The following is a 15,629-nucleotide window of genomic DNA, read 5'->3' on the forward strand; positions in this document are numbered from 1 at the left end:
CTGCCGACAGATTTCGTTGCTTAACCAAATGGAAACAACGGAATCACTTGTTGGCATCACATGTCTCTGCCAGGATCGGCGCTCAAGTCGAGCTGGCGTCACGCCGCCCCTCGGAAACGGAGGAGAGCGACATGCAGCACCCCGGCAACGCCACCCCGGAACGGTTTCCGGCCCAGGAACGATTCGCCGACGGGGCGCAGTTCGTCGCGGGCCGCCTGACGAAGGGCACCTCGGGCCGTACGCACACGGTCGTCGACCCGGCCACCGGCGAGGACGTGTACACCTACGAACTCGCCGGCACCGACGACGTGGACGCGGCCGTCGCCGCCGCGCGGAAGGCGTTCGGGGCGTGGGCCGGTGCCACCCCGGGCGATCGGTCCGACGCGATGCACCGGTTCGCCGCCGTGGTCGCCGAGCGTGCCGAGGACTTCGCCCGCGCCGAGTCCCTGCAGTGCGGCAAGCCCCTGAAGCTGAGCCGGGAGTTCGACGTCCCCGGAAGCATCGACAACATCGCCTTCTTCGCCGGTGCCGCCCGGCACCTGACGGGCCGGTCGGCCGGTGAGTACTCCGACGACCACACCTCCTACGTGCGCCGCGAACCCATCGGCGTCGTCGGCTCGATCGCCCCCTGGAACTACCCCCTCCAGATGGCCGCGTGGAAGATCCTCCCGGCGATCGCCGCGGGCAACACGATCGTCCTCAAGCCCGCCGAGACCACCCCGCTGACCTCACTGCTCTTCGCTCAGGCCGCCACCGACGCCGGCATCCCGGACGGCGTGATCAACATCGTCACCGGTACCGGCCGGGAGGCGGGCGAGCATCTCGTCGGCCATCCCGACGTGGCCATGACCTCCTTCACCGGTTCCACCGCCGTGGGCAGGCGGGTGGCCGCCGTCGCCACCGCCACCGTCAAGCGCGTCCACCTCGAACTCGGCGGCAAGGCACCCTTCGTCGTCTTCGACGACGCCGACCTCGACGCCGCCGTCAACGGAGCGGTCGCGGGCGCGCTCATCAACACCGGCCAGGACTGCACGGCCGCCACCCGCGCGTATGTGCAACGGCCCCTCTACGAGGCGTTCGTGGAGCGCACCGCCGCGCTCATGGAGACCGTGCGGCTCGGTGACCCCTTCGCCGCCGGGACCGACCTCGGCCCGCTGGTCTCGCACGCGCAGCGCGAGAGGGTGGCCGGCTTCGTCGAACGGGCGCGCTCCTACGCGCGCGTGGTGACCGGTGGCCGGGCTCCGGGCGGGGAACTCGCCGCCGGCGCGTACTACCTGCCCACCCTGATCGCCGGTGCCCCGCAGGACAGCGAGGCCGTGCAGACCGAGATCTTCGGACCGGTGCTGGTCGTTCTGCCCTTCGACACCGACGACGAGGGCATCGCGCTCGCCAACGACACGCCGTACGGACTCGCCGCCTCCGCCTGGAGCCGGGACGTGTACCGGGCCGGCCGCGCCACGCGCGAGATCAGGGCCGGGTGCGTGTGGATCAACGACCACATCCCGATCGTCAGCGAGATGCCGCACGGCGGCTACAAGGCGTCCGGCTCCGGCAAGGACATGTCCGCGTACTCGTTCGAGGAGTACACCCAGCTCAAGCACGTCATGTTCGACAATACGGCGGCGGTTCGCAAGGACTGGCACCGCACGATCTTCGGGGACCGATAGAAACCGGGCCGACCGACCGACGGCCTCACTCCGAAAGGCACCACGCGTATGGAGCAGTACGATTCCGACCGCCTTTCCCCGGCCCAGGTGGCCGCCGTGCGGCGCAGCTTCCGCAACGGCAGGGCGGCCCTGTCGCGCCGGTCCCTGCTGCGCGCCTCCGCGGGCGGTGCGCTCGCGTTCGGCGGCATCGGGGCGCTGAGCGCCTGCGGCATCCCCCCGGCGGGCAGCACCCAGGGCGGCGTATCGGCCGAGGACCACTCGGAGAAGGAGAAGAGCGTCGCCTTCTCCAACTGGACCGAGTACATGGACGTCGACGACAGCGGGCGCGAACACCCCACGCTGGACGCGTTCACCGAGCGGACCGGCATCAAGGTCACGTACACCGAGGACATCAACGACAACACCGAGTTCTTCGGCAAGATCAAGCCGCAGCTCGCCGCCGGCCAGGACACCGGCCGCGACCTCGTCGTCCTCACCGACTGGCTGGCCGCCCGCCTGATCCGGCTCGGCTGGGTGCAGAAGCTGGATCCGTCCCACCTGCCGCACGCCTACGCCAACCTGTCGTCGCAGTTCCGCAGCCCCGACTGGGACCCGGGCCGTGCCTACTCCTACCCCTGGCAGGGCATCGCCGCCGTCATCGCCTACAACCGGAAGGCGCTCGACGGCGTCGAGGTGAAGACCCTCTCCGACCTCCTGGACAACCCGAAGCTCAAGGGGCGCGTCGGCCTCCTCACCGAGATGCGCGACACCATGGGTCTGGCCCTGCTCGACATGGACAAGGACCCGGAGAAGTTCACCGCCGACGACTACGACGCGGGGATAGCCCGCCTCCAGAAGGCCGTCGACCAGGGGCAGGTCCGCCGCTTCACCGGCAACGACTACACCTTGGACCTCAGCAAGGGCGACTTCGCCGCGTGCGTCGCCTGGGCCGGCGACATTGTCCAGCTGAAGGCGGACAACCCGGACATCGACTTCCTGATCCCGGACAGCGGCTACATGACGTCCAGCGACAACCTGATGATCCCGAACAAGGCCCGGCACAAGACCAACGCCGAGCGGCTCATCGACTACTACTTCGAGCCGCGGCCGGCCGCCGAGCTCGCCGCCCACATCAACTTCGTCTGTCCGGTCGACGGAGTGAAGGACGAGCTCGCGAAGATCGACGAGGACGCGGCGAACAACCCGCTGATCCTTCCCGACCAGGCCATGCAGGCCAAGTCCCGTTCCTTCCGCTCCCTGAGCTCCGAGGAAGAGACGGCATTCGAAGCGAAGTTCGCGAAGCTCACGGGGGCGTGACGAGATGAAGACGACGCACGACACGGCCGCCCACGGCGGGGACGTCCGCCTCACCGGCCTCGGCAAGACCTACGGCTCGTTCACCGCCGTCCACCCCCTCGATCTGACCGTGCCCGAGGGTTCCTTCTTCGCCCTGCTCGGCGCGTCCGGCTGCGGCAAGACCACCACCCTCAGGATGATCGCCGGCCTGGAGGAACCCACCGTCGGCACCGTCCATCTCGGCGACCAGGACGTCACCGCGCTCCCGCCGTACAAGCGGCCGGTGAACACCGTCTTCCAGTCCTACGCCCTCTTCCCGCACCTCGACATCTTCGAGAACGTCGCCTTCGGTCTGCGCCGACGCGGCATCAGGAGCGTGAAGAAGCAGGTGGGCGAGATGCTGGAACTCGTCCAGCTCGGCGAGCAGGCCCGCAAGAAGCCGCACCAGCTCTCCGGCGGCCAGCAGCAACGGGTCGCCGTGGCCCGCGCCCTGATCAACCACCCGAAGGTGCTGCTGCTCGACGAGCCGCTCGGCGCCCTCGACCTGAAACTGCGCCGTCAGATGCAGCTGGAGCTCAAACGCATCCAGACCGAGGTCGGCATCACCTTCGTGCACGTCACGCACGACCAGGAGGAGGCCATGACCATGGCCGACACGGTCGCCGTGATGAACGCCGGCCGCGTCGAGCAGCTCGGCCCGCCCAGCGAGCTGTACGAGAATCCGCGCACCACGTTCGTCGCCAACTTCCTCGGCACGTCCAACTTCATCGAGGCCGACGTCGACACCAGGTCGGGCGACGACATCGTGCTGAAGGCGGGCGGCGGCAAGCTCGTCCTGCCCTCGGCACGCAACAGCGGCCCCACGGTGGCCGGCGGCAAGGTGCTGCTCGGGGTGCGCCCGGAGAAGGTCTCCCTCGTCCCCGCCGACGACGCCGGACGCATACCAGAGGGCCGCAACCGGATCACCGGCCGCATCCGCGACTCCGGCTACCTCGGTGTCTCCACCCAGTTCGTCGTCGACAGCCCGGTCTGCACCGCGTTCGAGGTCTACGTCCAGAACATCGACCGCGACGACCGGCTGGCGCCCGGCGCCGAGGTCGTCCTGCACTGGAACCCGGCGCACACCTTCGGCCTCGACGCCGCCCAGGATGCGGACGCCGGTGTGGAGACCGTCGGGGAGGAGGCCGCCTGATGGCCACCGTCACCCAGTCGCCGCCACCCCAGCCGCCGCCCCTGATGCTGGCCCGGCGGGCGAAGCCGCCGCGGAGACTGGGCCGCTGGACGCCGTACCTGCTCCTGCTGCCCGGTCTGCTGTGGCTGTTCGTCTTCTTCGCGCTGCCGGTGATCTACCAGGCCTCCACCTCCGTCCAGACGGGCTCCCTGGAGGACGGCTACGAGGTCACCTGGCACTTCGCCACCTACTGGGACGCGCTGTCCGCGTACTGGCCGCAGTTCGTCCGCTCGGTGCTCTACGCGGCCTCCGCGACCGTGCTGTGCCTCGCGCTCGGCTACCCGCTGGCGTATCTGATCGCCTTCCGCGCGGGACGTTGGCGGAACCTGATCATGATTCTGGTGATCGCGCCGTTCTTCGCCAGTTTTCTGATCCGTACCCTCGCCTGGAAGACGATCCTGGCCGACAGCGGCCCCGTGGTCGAGATCCTCAACACGCTGCACGTACTGGACGTCACCTCCTGGCTCGGCTGGACCGCCGGCGACCGGGTGCTGGCCACACCGCTCGCCGTCGTCTGCGGTCTGACGTACAACTTCCTGCCGTTCATGATCCTTCCGCTCTACACCTCCCTGGAGCGCATCGACCCCCGGCTGCACGAGGCGGCGAACGACCTGTACGCCAGGCCCTCGACCACCTTCCGCAGGGTCACCCTCCCGCTGTCGATGCCGGGCGTCGTCTCCGGCACGCTGCTGACCTTCATCCCGGCCACCGGCGACTACATCAACGCGGACCTGCTCGGCTCCACCGACACCCGCATGATCGGCAACGTGATCCAGACGCAGTTCCTGCGCGTCCTGGACTATCCGACGGCCGCGGCACTCTCGTTCATCCTGATGGCCGCGATCCTGTTCGCGGTCACGTTCTACATCCGCAAGTCCGGCACGGAGGATCTGCTGTGACGACCTTCGTCAACCGGCTCAAGCGCCGTCTCGTCGTCATCGCGGGACTGCTGACGCTCGCGTATCTGCTGCTGCCGGTCGTGGTGGTGGCCGTGTTCTCGTTCAACAAGCCCAAGGGGCGCTTCAACTACGAGTGGCAGGAGTTCTCCACGGACGCCTGGAAGGACCCGTGCGGGGTCTCCGGCCTGTGCGGCTCGCTGTCGCTCAGCCTTCAGATCGCGCTGTGGGCGACCCTCGGCGCAACGGTGCTCGGCACCATGATCGCCTTCGCGCTGGTCCGCTACCGCTTCCGCGCCCGCGGCGTCGTGAACTCGCTGGTCTTCCTGCCGATGGCGATGCCCGAGGTGGTCATGGCGGCATCGCTGCTGACCCTGTTCCTCAACATGGGCGTCCGGCTCGGCTTCTGGACGATCCTCATCGCGCACGTCATGTTCTGCCTCAGCTTCGTCGTGGTCGCCGTCAAGGCGCGCGTGATGTCGATGGACCCGCGCCTGGAGCAGGCCGCCCAGGACCTGTACGCCGGTCCGGTCCAGACGTTTCTGAGGGTCACCCTGCCGATCGCCGCCCCCGGCATCGCGGCGGGCGCGCTCCTCGCCTTCGCCCTGTCCTTCGACGACTTCATCATCACCAACTTCACCTCGGGGTCCACCGTCACCTTCCCGATGTTCGTCTGGGGCTCCGCGCAACGCGGAACCCCGGTGCAGATCAACGTCGTCGGTACGGCCATGTTCGTCGTCGCCGTCCTGCTGGTGCTGGTCTCCATGGCCGTCGGCAACCGCCGCAAGCGGCAGAAGGGGTAGCAGACCATGAGCCGTTGGACGGCATCCCTCGCCGACGCCCGGCCGGCCGCGTACTGGCTGGACGATCCCGGCCGGCCGGACCCCGAGCCCGCTCTCACCGGCGCCGAGACCTGCGACCTGCTGGTGGTGGGCGGCGGATACAGCGGGCTGTGGACGGCACTGATCGCCAAGGAACGCGACCCGGACCGGGACGTCGTCCTGGTGGAGGGGCGCGAGGTGGGCTGGGCCGCCTCGGGCCGCAACGGCGGATTCTGCGCCGCCTCCCTCACCCACGGCCTGGCCAACGGCCTGGCCCGCTGGCCGGACGAGATCCACGAGCTGGAGCGACTGGGCGCCCGCAACCTCGACGCCATCGAGGAAGCGGTCGCCCGCCACGCCATCGACTGCGCATTCGAACGCACCGGCGAGCTGGACGTCGCCACCGAGCCCTACCAGGCACGCGAACTGCGCGCCTGGTACCAGGAGATCGACCGCAGAGGCCTCGCCGACGGCGTCGACCTCCTCGACACCGACGAGGTCCGCGCCCAGGTCGACTCGCCCACCTTCCTGGCCGGTCTCTGGGACCGCCGGGGCGTGGCCATGCTCCACCCGGCGAAACTCGCCTGGGGACTCAAGCGGGCCTGCCTCGGCCTCGGCGTCCGCGTGTACGAGCACACCCCCGCCCTCACCCTGCGCCCGTACGGCGCCGGGATGTCCGTCCGCACCCCCTACGGGCAGATCCGCGCCCGCACGGCAGCCCTCGGCACCAACGTCTTCCCCAGCCTGGTCAGACGGGCCCGCGCCTACACCGTCCCGGTCTACGACTACGCCCTGATGACCGAGCCGCTCACCGACGGACAACTGGCGTCCGTCGGCTGGAGGAACCGGCAGGGGCTCGGCGACAGTGCCAACCGGTTCCACTACTTCCGGCTGACCGCCGACCACCGCATTCTGTGGGGCGGCTACGACGCGGTCTACCCGTACGGCGGGCGGGTGCGGGCCGAGTACGACGACCGGCCCCGGACGTACGCGAAGCTCGCCGACCACTTCTTCACCTGCTTCCCCCAGCTGGAGGGGGTCCGCTTCACCCACGCCTGGGGCGGCGCGATCGACACCTGCTCCCGCTTCTCGGCGTTCTACGGCACCGCCCACCGGGGCAGGGTCGCCTACGCGGCCGGCTTCACCGGACTCGGCGTCGGCGCCACCCGTTTCGGTGCCGAGGTGATGCTGGACCTGCTGGCGGGGGAGCGCACCGAGCGCACGGAGCTGGAGATGGTGCGCAGGAAGCCGCTGCCGTTCCCGCCCGAGCCCTTCGCCTGGACCGGCATCGCGCTCACCAAGTGGTCGCTGGCGCACGCCGACACCCACGACGGCCACCGGAACCTGTGGCTGCGGATGATGGACAAGCTGGGACTGGGCTTCGGCAGCTGAGAGTGCTTCTCGGCGGCGTGGCCGGTTTTCCGCGGTAGTGACCGGATCTCGACGGTGGTGATCCGGTTCACTCCAATGGGACGCCAGAACCCGCGTAATGCCCGGCGGAAAGCTTCCTCTCCTCCTCGTGACGCGACATTCCCGCGTCCACGGCAGAGAGGCAGGCGTTTGTGATGACAGGGACGAAGCCGGCGGTCGAGTGGCTCTCCTCGGTCGCACCCGACCCCGAAGCGTGCCGCTGGGAGTGGGAGCACAATCCGCACGGGGTGGCGCTGCTGCCGGCGGGCAAGGCCTGGGACGTGCTGATCCTGCCGGGAGAACTCGGCTACCCCACGCTCGACGTGCTCACCCGTGTCCTCGACCGGCCCGGTCCGGTGCTGGTCGACTTCGGTGACGCGCGGATGGGCTTCCTCGTGCCACCGGGCACCGCGGCCCGCTGGATCGGCACCGGCATCCGCACGGCGGGCGACGGCACCTGGATCGTGGTGCCGTACCCGGGCCGCTCGTCGGCCGGCGGGACGCGCTGGCTGTTCCCGCCGGACGGCTCGGGCACGCTCACCGATCCGGTCCTGCTCGAACTGGCCATGCACGAGGCGGTGGCGGGGCTCGCCGGGCGGGAGGAGGCGTAGGAATTGCCAGACAGGTCCTGGCCGGCAGAGCGACGGATCAGTGGCTGAGGCGTTGACGGGCCGATGGGTCCGGATCGACTCGAAGGCGCTCCGCCCCCCCACCTTCCTCCTCCCATTCCCCCCTGCCCGGAGGCAGGTGCGGATCGCCGCAGACCGTTTCGGCCGTTCGGTCCTTCCGCCGTGTCCGTCACCGCGGCTCCCGCCGCGTCCGGTATCTCGTCGGCCGCCCGTGCGGCCGACGCGGACCTCATATACAGGAACGGCGGCTTCGCGTCCGGTCCCGTCAGCCGGCCCCTCACGGCCGGCGCCCATGTGAACCCACCGGCCCGCAGCGGTGGTTCGGCGCGCGGGGCGACCCCGGCAGGTGCCGGCGACGCCCGGTGCGCGCAGACCGTGACCGTGCGGCCGGACTCCCCGCCCGCGCTCCCCGCCCGCGCCCGCGGCTACTTCGCCCGAGAGGCCGGCTGCCGATCCGCGGTCGGCGGACGGCTGCTCCGGCCGGCCGACAGCCACAGACAGATCAGCACCACCGCTCCCAGGCACCAGCCGGCCGCCACGTCCAGCGGCCAGTGGTAGCCCCGGCGCACCAGGCCGTAGGAGGCGCCGGCGACCAGGGCGGCGCAGAGCAGCAGGAGCGCGCGGCGGACCGCCGGTGAGCGCAGCAGCGGGACGAGGAGCAGGACCGCCGCACCGTAGGCGACGACGGCGGTGGCGGTGTGGCCGGACGGGTAGTAGCCGACCGCCGGGGGCACGGCAGGGGTGCCGGGGCGGTCGGTCCAGGCCTTCAGGGGCAGGACGAGCACCGGCACCAGGACCATCGCCACGGCTCCGGCCGCGGGCGGCAGCCACCAGCGGTCCCGGCCCACGGCACGCCCCCGCCACGCGGCACACGCCAGGGCGGCCACCAGGACGGGCACGGCCACCTCGATGTTGCCGAGGTCGGCGAGCAGCTCGGAGGCCCGGTCCGGTCGGACGAGTGCCCTGCTCAGCCGTTCGTCCAGACGCACCAGGGGGCCGTCGGTGACGACCTGCCAGGTGATCAGCGCGAAGACGAGAACGGGAGGTCCGAGCAGCAGCATGGTGCACAGCTTCGCATTCGCTCACGCGCGGCCGTTCGCCGTGGCAGGTCCCGGGGAACGCCGAAGGGCCAGTGCAAGGGGGGGTGAGCACTGGCCCTTCGGGGAACGGCCTGCCGCGCATGACGCGTGGGCTGCCGTCCGGATCGGAACGCCGCGCGCCCCGGGGGGTTTGGGGCGGGCGGCCGTCCGATCGTGAGGAGACCCGAAACCCGGGGGCTCCGGTTGTGTGCGCGAAGGCACGACCAGGGCGAAGCTGGGGAGGCCTCGGCCCGTACCGCTCACAGTTCCCCGTGAGCGGGTGTATCTCTTGTCCCGGTAGAACCTACGGCAGGGGGTGGGCCCGCGACAGGCCCAACAGGCTCCCGCCATCCACCCCGCACACGTTCTTCACACGCTTCGCCACTCGCGTCCCGGCGCTGCCGTCGGGACGGCCCACCCGCCCCGACGGCGGCTCGGATGTGCGCGAACGCCTGTTCAGAGGCGTGTGAACGCCTGCTCGAGGATGTCCAGTCCCTCGTTCAGCAGGTCCTCGCCGATGACCAGCGGTGGCAGGAAGCGCAGGACGTTGCCGTAGGTGCCACAGGTCAGGACCAGCAGACCCTCCCGCTGGCAGGCCTTGGCCAGCGCGGCCGTCGCCTCCGCGTCCGGCTCCTTGGTGGTGCGGTCCTTGACCAGCTCGATGGCGATCATGGCGCCCCGGCCGCGGATGTCGCCGATGAGGTCGAACTTCTCGGCCATCGCGGTCAGGCGGGTCTTCATGACCGTCTCGATCGCCTTCGCCCTGGCGTTGAGGTCCAGCTCCTTCATCGTCTCGATGGAGCCGAGCGCGCCCGCGCAGGCCACCGGGTTGCCGCCGTAGGTGCCGCCGAGGCCGCCGGAGTGGGCCGCGTCCATGATCTCGGCGCGTCCGGTCACGGCGGAGAGCGGAAGCCCGCCGGCGATTCCCTTCGCGGTCGTGATCAGGTCCGGGACGATGCCCTCGTCCTCGCAGGCGAACCACTGACCGGTGCGGCAGAAGCCGGACTGGATCTCGTCGGCGACGAACACGATGCCGTTGTCCGCGGCGAACTCGCTGATCGCGGGCAGGAAGCCCTTGGCCGGCTCGATGAAGCCGCCCTCGCCGAGGACCGGCTCGATGACGATCGCGGCCACGTTCTGAGCGCCGACCTGCTTGGAGATCTGGTCGATGGCCTGGGCGGCGGCCTCCGGGCCCGCCTGCTCGGCGCCGGTCGGCCAGCGGTAGCCGTAGGCGACCGGAACGCGGTACACCTCGGGCGCGAACGGGCCGAAGCCCTGCTTGTAGGGCATGTTCTTCGAGGTCAGCGCCATGGTGAGGTTGGTGCGGCCGTGGTAGCCGTGGTCGAACACCACGACCGCCTGCCGCTTGGTGTAGGCCCGCGCGATCTTGACGGCGTTCTCGACGGCCTCGGCGCCGCTGTTGAACAGGGCCGACTTCTTGGCGTGGTCGCCCGGGGTCAGCTCGGCGAGCGCCTCGGCCACGGCCACGTACCCCTCGTACGGCGTGACCATGAAACAGGTGTGCGTGAAGTCGGCGAGCTGGGCGGTGGCACGGCGCACGACGGCCTCGGCGGAGGCGCCGACCGAGGTCACCGCGATGCCCGAGCCGAAGTCGATCAGCCGGTTGCCGTCGACGTCCTCGATGATCCCGCCGCCCGCGCGCGCGGCGAACACGGGCAGTACGGAGCCCACGCCCTGGGCGACCGCGGCGGTACGGCGGGCCTGCAGTTCCTGCGACTTCGGGCCCGGGATGGCGGTGACGACGCGGCGCTCCTGCGGAAGTGCGGTCATGGGGGGCTCCTGGGGGGTGTAACGGACACGTGCCTTCTTTTCTCGCAGGCTAGGACGGGGAAGGGAGACTGGGCATGCTCCATGTGGGCGTTGTCCGGGGGACCGGGTTGTCCGGTGTGGACATAGCGGGGGGCCGGGGCGGGGGAGGGGCGGCGGATGCGAGGGGTGGCCCGGGGCGAGGCGGGTAGGCGGCGGTCGTGTCCCTTTTCGTGGTGCAGCCGATCAGGCACTGCCTCCTCCGCCCCGAGAGCGACGGGCACGACCCCGCTGCCGGCGGCGCGACGGTCTTCGCCGGTCGTGACTCCAGAGCCCCTGACCAGGGCGCTGACAACGGCGATCAGCTCCGCGACCCGGGCGTTCCGCTTACGACCTCACCGCGATGGGGAGCCCGCTCACTGTCGCGGGTGAGGTCGTTAGGGTCTGCCGGAGAACAACATGCGGGTGGGCGGCGCGCTGACCTGCGACATCAAGTCCAGAAACCCACAAGTTGTTTCTCTGCACGCCCTTACTCGATCGGCTGCACCACGTGGCGGGACGCCATCCAGGCGGCGCGCGGTGACGGCCGGAAACCGCGCGGGATCCGGCGCGGGATTCGACCCGGGCCCGGCACCGTGTGAAGTGCCGTCATGGCCCGACCCGGCCGGGTGAACGGTGAACTCGCCCTGCCGGGGCGTTAGATTGGCTCGCTGACGGTGAACGGCGCGGCTGCTCAGGGGGCAAGGGCGATGGACGGCGACGGGACGCAGGACGCGCGGGGTACGCATGCGAACCCGGTGCCGCGCCCTGCCGGGCCACCAAAGGTGCCCTCGGCGCCCCCGAGGCCGGCCGGGGCACCGGGCATGCCACCCCTGCCGGACGGGTCGGCGTTCCTGACCTGGCTGCGCACACCCCGCCCGGAGGCACTGCCCGGCGTATGGCGCTTCGGCCACCGGCCGCGCCCGGAGGAGGAACCGGAGCGCATTCCGGGGCGGCAGCTGTTCAGCGGGGCCCTGATCGCCTTCCTGGTGGGCTGGCTGATCTGGTCGCTGCTGTGGAACGGCTACCTGGGCACCTGGTGGCTGCTGCCTCTGTACGCGATGATCCCCGACTCGTGGGTCGAACCCCACAGCTTCGCCGCCGTCGTGGTGGTCTACGCCTACTACGTGCTGATCGCGGGCCTCATCATGGTCGGTGTGGGCCGGCTCGGCCGCTGGGGCGAGATCTGGCGGCGCTACGGGCCACCCGCCTGGCGTCGCACCCCCCGGGCCGCCGAGCGCCCGCCGGCCCCCGAGGACGACCCCGCCACCTGGCCCGCGCTGCGTGCCGTCGGTGCCGCCGACGCGGCGGACCGGCTCGCGGCCGACGCGCGCGCCGGGCTGATGCGGGACGTCGACCACGCCCGCATCACCCGCGCCTGGCAGGGCGTGCAAAGCGGCCGGCACCCTCTCGAGACCTTCACCGGCACGGTGCTCGGCCATGGCGCCGCCGCCTGCCCGCATCCGTCCGGCGCTCGCGACCTGCCCGCCCGGCAGGCCCGGCACGACCTGGTCACCGGGCAGGTGCGGCTCGGCACCGCCGCCGACGATGTCCGCAACCCGTACGCCTACCGGGGCGCCGGTCTCGCCCTGAGCCCCGAACTGCTGGGCACCTCCCTGGTCGCGGTCGGACCGGCCGGCTCCGGCAAGACCGGCGCCGTCGTCCGGCCGCTCGCCGAGTCGCTGTGCCTGCACGCGCTCGCCGGACGCGCCGCCGTGGTCGTCGTCGGCGCCGCCGGCGTGGGAGCGGGCCTGGCCGACGCGTACGACGTCGTGGTACGGATCGGCAACCCCGACTCCCTGTACGACCTCGACCTGTACGGCGGGACCACCGACCCCGACGAGGCCGCCGCCGTCCTCGCCGAGGCGCTGGTCGGCGACCTGGCCGACCCGCATCCCGGCAACGACAGCCGGCGCGCCACCACCGTCCTCGCCCAGTTGCTCGGCCCCTTCCGCGCGGTGCACGGCCGTTTCCCCTCCGTCCCCGAGCTGCGCGGTCTGCTCGACGGCTCACCCGGCCCGCTCGCCGAGCTGCGCCGGGGCCTGACGGAGACGGGACAGGAGTCACTGCTGCGCGAACTCGACGTCCGGGAACGGCAGATGGCGCATCCCGGTGACGTCGGCGGGGTCCTCGCCGACCGGGTGGCGCTGCTCGACCGGCCGGCTTTCGCGACGTTCTTCAAGGGCGGGGGCCTCGACGCCTCCGGGCAGTCCCGGCCCTTCACCCTCAAGGCACTGGACCACCCCGTACGGGTCCGGATCGACCTGCCCGCGCGGGGCCACGCCGACGCGTCGCGGGTGCTGGCGCGGCTCGTCCTCGCCCAGTTCACGGCGAGTGTGACGGAGCGCGAGGACCGGTCCCTGTTCGCCTGCCTGGTACTGGACGACGCGACCGGCGTCATCACCCCCGAGGCCGTACGCGGCATCCAGCGGCTGCGGTCGGCCAACGCCGGGGCCGTGCTCACCCTGCGCACCCTGGACGACGTGGCGAGGCCACTGCGCGGACCCCTGCTCGGGACCGTCGGGTGCAGGATGGCGCTGGCCGGGCTCACCCCGTGGGACGGGCAGGACTTCGCCGAGGTCTGGGGCAAGGAGTGGACCGAGGCACGGGACGTCACCGACCGGCAGATCATCGCGGAGAGCCCGGCGGGCAAGGCCTGGCACGCGGTGCGGCGGGCCATCACCGGCAAGGCGCCGACCGCGCGGGCGGTCACCGTACGGCAGGTCGAGCGGGAGCGGTGGTCCGCGTCCGAACTCGCGCACGCGATGCCGGCCGGGCACGCGGTGTTGTCCCTGACCGATGTCCGGGGCGAGCACGCGCCGCCGCTGCTGGTCGACCTGCGGGGCTGAGGGGCGTGCCGTCCGTACCGGGCGGCACGGCTCGGGGCGGTCGGTTCGCGGCGGGTGGGCGAACGCCGGGAGCGGAGCACACGCGGCGGCGCGGTGTGCATACGGTGAGGCAGAATCGATAGGGGTCGTTCATACGTGACGGCCAAAACGTCATATCACTCACCGACTCACTCACCGCCCCGGCCGCCGACTCGGCCACCCGACCGGCCGTTCCCGCCGTCGACCTGAAGGCGCCATGCCCCTGACGCTCGCTTCGCTCGCACACCACTCCGCGCTCAAGCTGACCGTGCGCGCGGGTGAGGACGGCCTCGACGTGCCGGTCCGCTGGGCGCATGCCAGCGAGCTGGCCGACCCGGTGCCCTACATGGAGGGCGGCGAGCTGCTGCTCATCACCGCGCTCAAGCTGGACGCGGAGGACGCGGCGGCGATGCGCCGCTATGTGAAGCGGCTGGTGGAGGCGGGGGTGGTCGGCCTCGGCTTCGCCGTCGGTGTCCACTACGAGGACATCCCCGGGGCACTGGTCGAGGCCGCGCGCGAGGAGGGGCTGCCGCTCCTGGAGGTGCCGCGCCGCACGCCCTTCCTGGCGATCAGCAAGGCCGTCTCCGCAGCCGTCGCGGCCGACCAGTACCGCGCGGTGACCGCGGGCTTCGCGGCCCAGCGGGAGCTGACCCGGCAGGCGCTGGCCGGCGGGCCCGAGGGTCTGCTGGCCGCGCTCGCCGCCCAGGTCGACGGATGGGCCGCGCTGTACGACGCCTCGGGCGCCGTCGTCGCCACGGCACCGGAGTGGGCCGTGCGGCGCGCCGCACGGCTCACGGCCGACGTGCGGCGGCTGCGGGAACGGGCCGCGCCCGCCTCGTCGGTCGTCGCCGGGCCACAGGACGACGACCGGGTCGAACTGCACTCCCTCGGCACCGGCCGGCGCCCCCGGGCCGCGCTCGCCGTCGGCACCGCGGCGGCGCTCGGCACCGCCGCGCGGTACGCCGTCCACTCCGCCGTCGCACTGCTCACCCTGACCACGGAACGCTCCCGTTCTCTGCACGCCGCCGAACAGCGGATCGGGGCCGCCGTCCTGCGCATGCTGCTCGCCGGTGAGCCGGACCACGCCCGCGCGGTGGCCGGACACCTGTACGGAGGCCTCCTGGACGCGCCCTTCCGGATCGTCGTGGCCGAGACGGGCACGGCGCCCGCCGCACGCGCCCAGGGCGAACCGAACGGCGACGCCCTCGGTGCGCTCGAGGAGGCCGTGGAGTCCGCCGCCGCCCGCTCCGGCGAGGCGGTCCTGGTGGTGCCGGACGGCGAGCGGCTGGTGGTGCTGGCCGCCGACGGCGGCGCGGCCGTGGCCGCGTGCCGCGACCACGCGGCGGCCCTGGAGGCCGTACGGGGCGCCGGGGGAGTCCACGAACCCCTGGTGGGCGCCGACGAGGACGAACTGGTCGTGGGACTCTCCGCACCGGTCGGCCCCATAGCCGCCTCCGCCGCATACAAGCAGGCCGGACAGGCGCTGTCGGTGGCCAGGAGACGGGGGCGGGTACTGGTGGAACACGAGCAGATGGCCGCCGGGTCCGTGGTGCCGCTGCTCGCGGACGACGCCGTCCGCGCCTTCGCCGACGGACTGCTGCGGCCGTTGAACGAACACGACGCGACCGGGCGCGGCGACCTCGTCGCCTCGCTGCGCGCGTGGCTCTCCCGGCACGGGCAGTGGGACGCCGCGGCGGCCGACCTCGGCGTGCACCGCCACACCCTGCGCTACCGCATGCGCCGGGTCGAGGAGATCCTCGGCCGCTCCCTGGACGACCCGGACGTCCGCATGGAGCTGTGGCTGGCGCTGAAGGCGACGTCGTCCGACTGACGGGGTGTCCGACCGGCGGCCGCCGATCCGCCAAAGCGGCGCGCTCGGGGAACCGACTGCTACGGCTCGGACAAACGCCCCGTCGTCGGCACGCCCCTACGGTGGACGTGACAGGCC

General features: G+C 71.8%; 11 protein-coding genes. 9 read left to right on the forward strand and 2 right to left on the reverse strand.

Features of this window, described 5'->3' with window-relative positions:
- Window positions 1–131: 131 nt before the first annotated feature.
- The 7 genes from V4Y04_RS26905 (at window position 132) to V4Y04_RS26935 (ending at window position 7,911) form a co-directional block, all read left to right on the forward strand.
- Window positions 132–1,667 (forward strand): gamma-aminobutyraldehyde dehydrogenase, encoded by a 1,536-nt coding sequence (locus tag V4Y04_RS26905; RefSeq protein WP_332430909.1) that lies wholly within the window; start codon window positions 132–134, stop codon window positions 1,665–1,667.
- A gap of 48 nt (window positions 1,668–1,715) precedes the next feature.
- Window positions 1,716–2,963 carry an ABC transporter substrate-binding protein gene (locus tag V4Y04_RS26910; RefSeq protein ID WP_332430910.1) on the forward strand — a complete coding sequence of 416 codons (1,248 nt, stop codon included), beginning with the start codon at window positions 1,716–1,718 and terminating at the stop codon, window positions 2,961–2,963.
- Window positions 2,964–2,967: 4 nt separating this feature from the next.
- The gene (locus V4Y04_RS26915) at window positions 2,968–4,134 is read left to right on the forward strand and encodes an ABC transporter ATP-binding protein (RefSeq protein ID WP_332430911.1); all 1,167 of its coding nucleotides are present in this window, start codon (window positions 2,968–2,970) and stop codon (window positions 4,132–4,134) included.
- Window positions 4,134–5,072 (forward strand): ABC transporter permease, encoded by a 939-nt coding sequence (locus V4Y04_RS26920; protein WP_332430912.1) that lies wholly within the window; start codon window positions 4,134–4,136, stop codon window positions 5,070–5,072. Before V4Y04_RS26915 ends, V4Y04_RS26920 begins: the two co-directional genes overlap by 1 nt.
- A complete protein-coding gene (locus V4Y04_RS26925; RefSeq protein WP_332430913.1) occupies window positions 5,069–5,872 on the forward strand; it encodes an ABC transporter permease in 804 nt (267 codons plus the stop codon). The genes V4Y04_RS26920 and V4Y04_RS26925 overlap by 4 nt, the downstream gene beginning before the upstream one ends.
- Window positions 5,873–5,878: 6 nt before the next feature.
- Window positions 5,879–7,282, forward strand: a complete 1,404-nt coding sequence (locus tag V4Y04_RS26930) for an NAD(P)/FAD-dependent oxidoreductase (RefSeq protein WP_332430914.1) — start codon at window positions 5,879–5,881, stop codon at window positions 7,280–7,282.
- 173 nt (window positions 7,283–7,455) lie between these two features.
- Complete coding sequence (locus V4Y04_RS26935; protein ID WP_332430915.1) at window positions 7,456–7,911, forward strand: hypothetical protein; 456 nt, start codon at window positions 7,456–7,458, stop codon at window positions 7,909–7,911.
- 443 nt (window positions 7,912–8,354) lie between these two features.
- On the opposite strand, the gene V4Y04_RS26940 is transcribed toward V4Y04_RS26935, so the two are convergent.
- Together V4Y04_RS26940 and gabT are read right to left on the reverse strand one after the other, a co-directional pair.
- Complete coding sequence (locus V4Y04_RS26940; protein WP_332430916.1) at window positions 8,355–8,990, reverse strand: phosphatase PAP2 family protein; 636 nt, start codon at window positions 8,988–8,990, stop codon at window positions 8,355–8,357.
- Between the two features lie 474 nt (window positions 8,991–9,464).
- A complete protein-coding gene (gene gabT / locus V4Y04_RS26945; protein ID WP_332430917.1) occupies window positions 9,465–10,799 on the reverse strand; it encodes a 4-aminobutyrate--2-oxoglutarate transaminase in 1,335 nt (444 codons plus the stop codon).
- Between the two features lie 725 nt (window positions 10,800–11,524).
- Between gabT and V4Y04_RS26950 the strand changes: the two genes are divergently transcribed.
- Together V4Y04_RS26950 and V4Y04_RS26955 are read left to right on the forward strand one after the other, a co-directional pair.
- Window positions 11,525–13,663 (forward strand): ATP-binding protein, encoded by a 2,139-nt coding sequence (locus V4Y04_RS26950; protein ID WP_332430919.1) that lies wholly within the window; start codon window positions 11,525–11,527, stop codon window positions 13,661–13,663.
- Window positions 13,664–13,898: 235 nt separating this feature from the next.
- Window positions 13,899–15,512, forward strand: a complete 1,614-nt coding sequence (locus V4Y04_RS26955) for a PucR family transcriptional regulator (protein ID WP_332430921.1) — start codon at window positions 13,899–13,901, stop codon at window positions 15,510–15,512.
- Window positions 15,513–15,629 lie beyond the last annotated feature (117 nt).

Origin of the sequence: Streptomyces sp. P9-A2 (assembly GCF_036634175.1) — a bacterium.
In the GTDB taxonomy this organism is placed as follows: Bacteria; Actinomycetota; Actinomycetes; order Streptomycetales; family Streptomycetaceae; genus Streptomyces; species Streptomyces pratens.

Coding starts and splice junctions, on each gene's coding strand:
- V4Y04_RS26905 (WP_332430909.1), top strand. CDS start 132: ATGCAGCACCCCGGCAACGCCACCCCGGAACGGTTTCCGGCCCAGGAA.
- V4Y04_RS26930 (WP_332430914.1), top strand. CDS start 5,879: ATGAGCCGTTGGACGGCATCCCTCGCCGACGCCCGGCCGGCCGCGTAC.
- V4Y04_RS26940 (WP_332430916.1), bottom strand. CDS start 8,990: ATGCTGCTGCTCGGACCTCCCGTTCTCGTCTTCGCGCTGATCACCTGG.
- V4Y04_RS26935 (WP_332430915.1), top strand. CDS start 7,456: ATGACAGGGACGAAGCCGGCGGTCGAGTGGCTCTCCTCGGTCGCACCC.
- V4Y04_RS26910 (WP_332430910.1), top strand. CDS start 1,716: ATGGAGCAGTACGATTCCGACCGCCTTTCCCCGGCCCAGGTGGCCGCC.
- V4Y04_RS26915 (WP_332430911.1), top strand. CDS start 2,968: ATGAAGACGACGCACGACACGGCCGCCCACGGCGGGGACGTCCGCCTC.
- V4Y04_RS26920 (WP_332430912.1), top strand. CDS start 4,134: ATGGCCACCGTCACCCAGTCGCCGCCACCCCAGCCGCCGCCCCTGATG.
- V4Y04_RS26950 (WP_332430919.1), top strand. CDS start 11,525: ATGGACGGCGACGGGACGCAGGACGCGCGGGGTACGCATGCGAACCCG.
- V4Y04_RS26955 (WP_332430921.1), top strand. CDS start 13,899: ATGCCCCTGACGCTCGCTTCGCTCGCACACCACTCCGCGCTCAAGCTG.
- gabT (WP_332430917.1), bottom strand. CDS start 10,799: ATGACCGCACTTCCGCAGGAGCGCCGCGTCGTCACCGCCATCCCGGGC.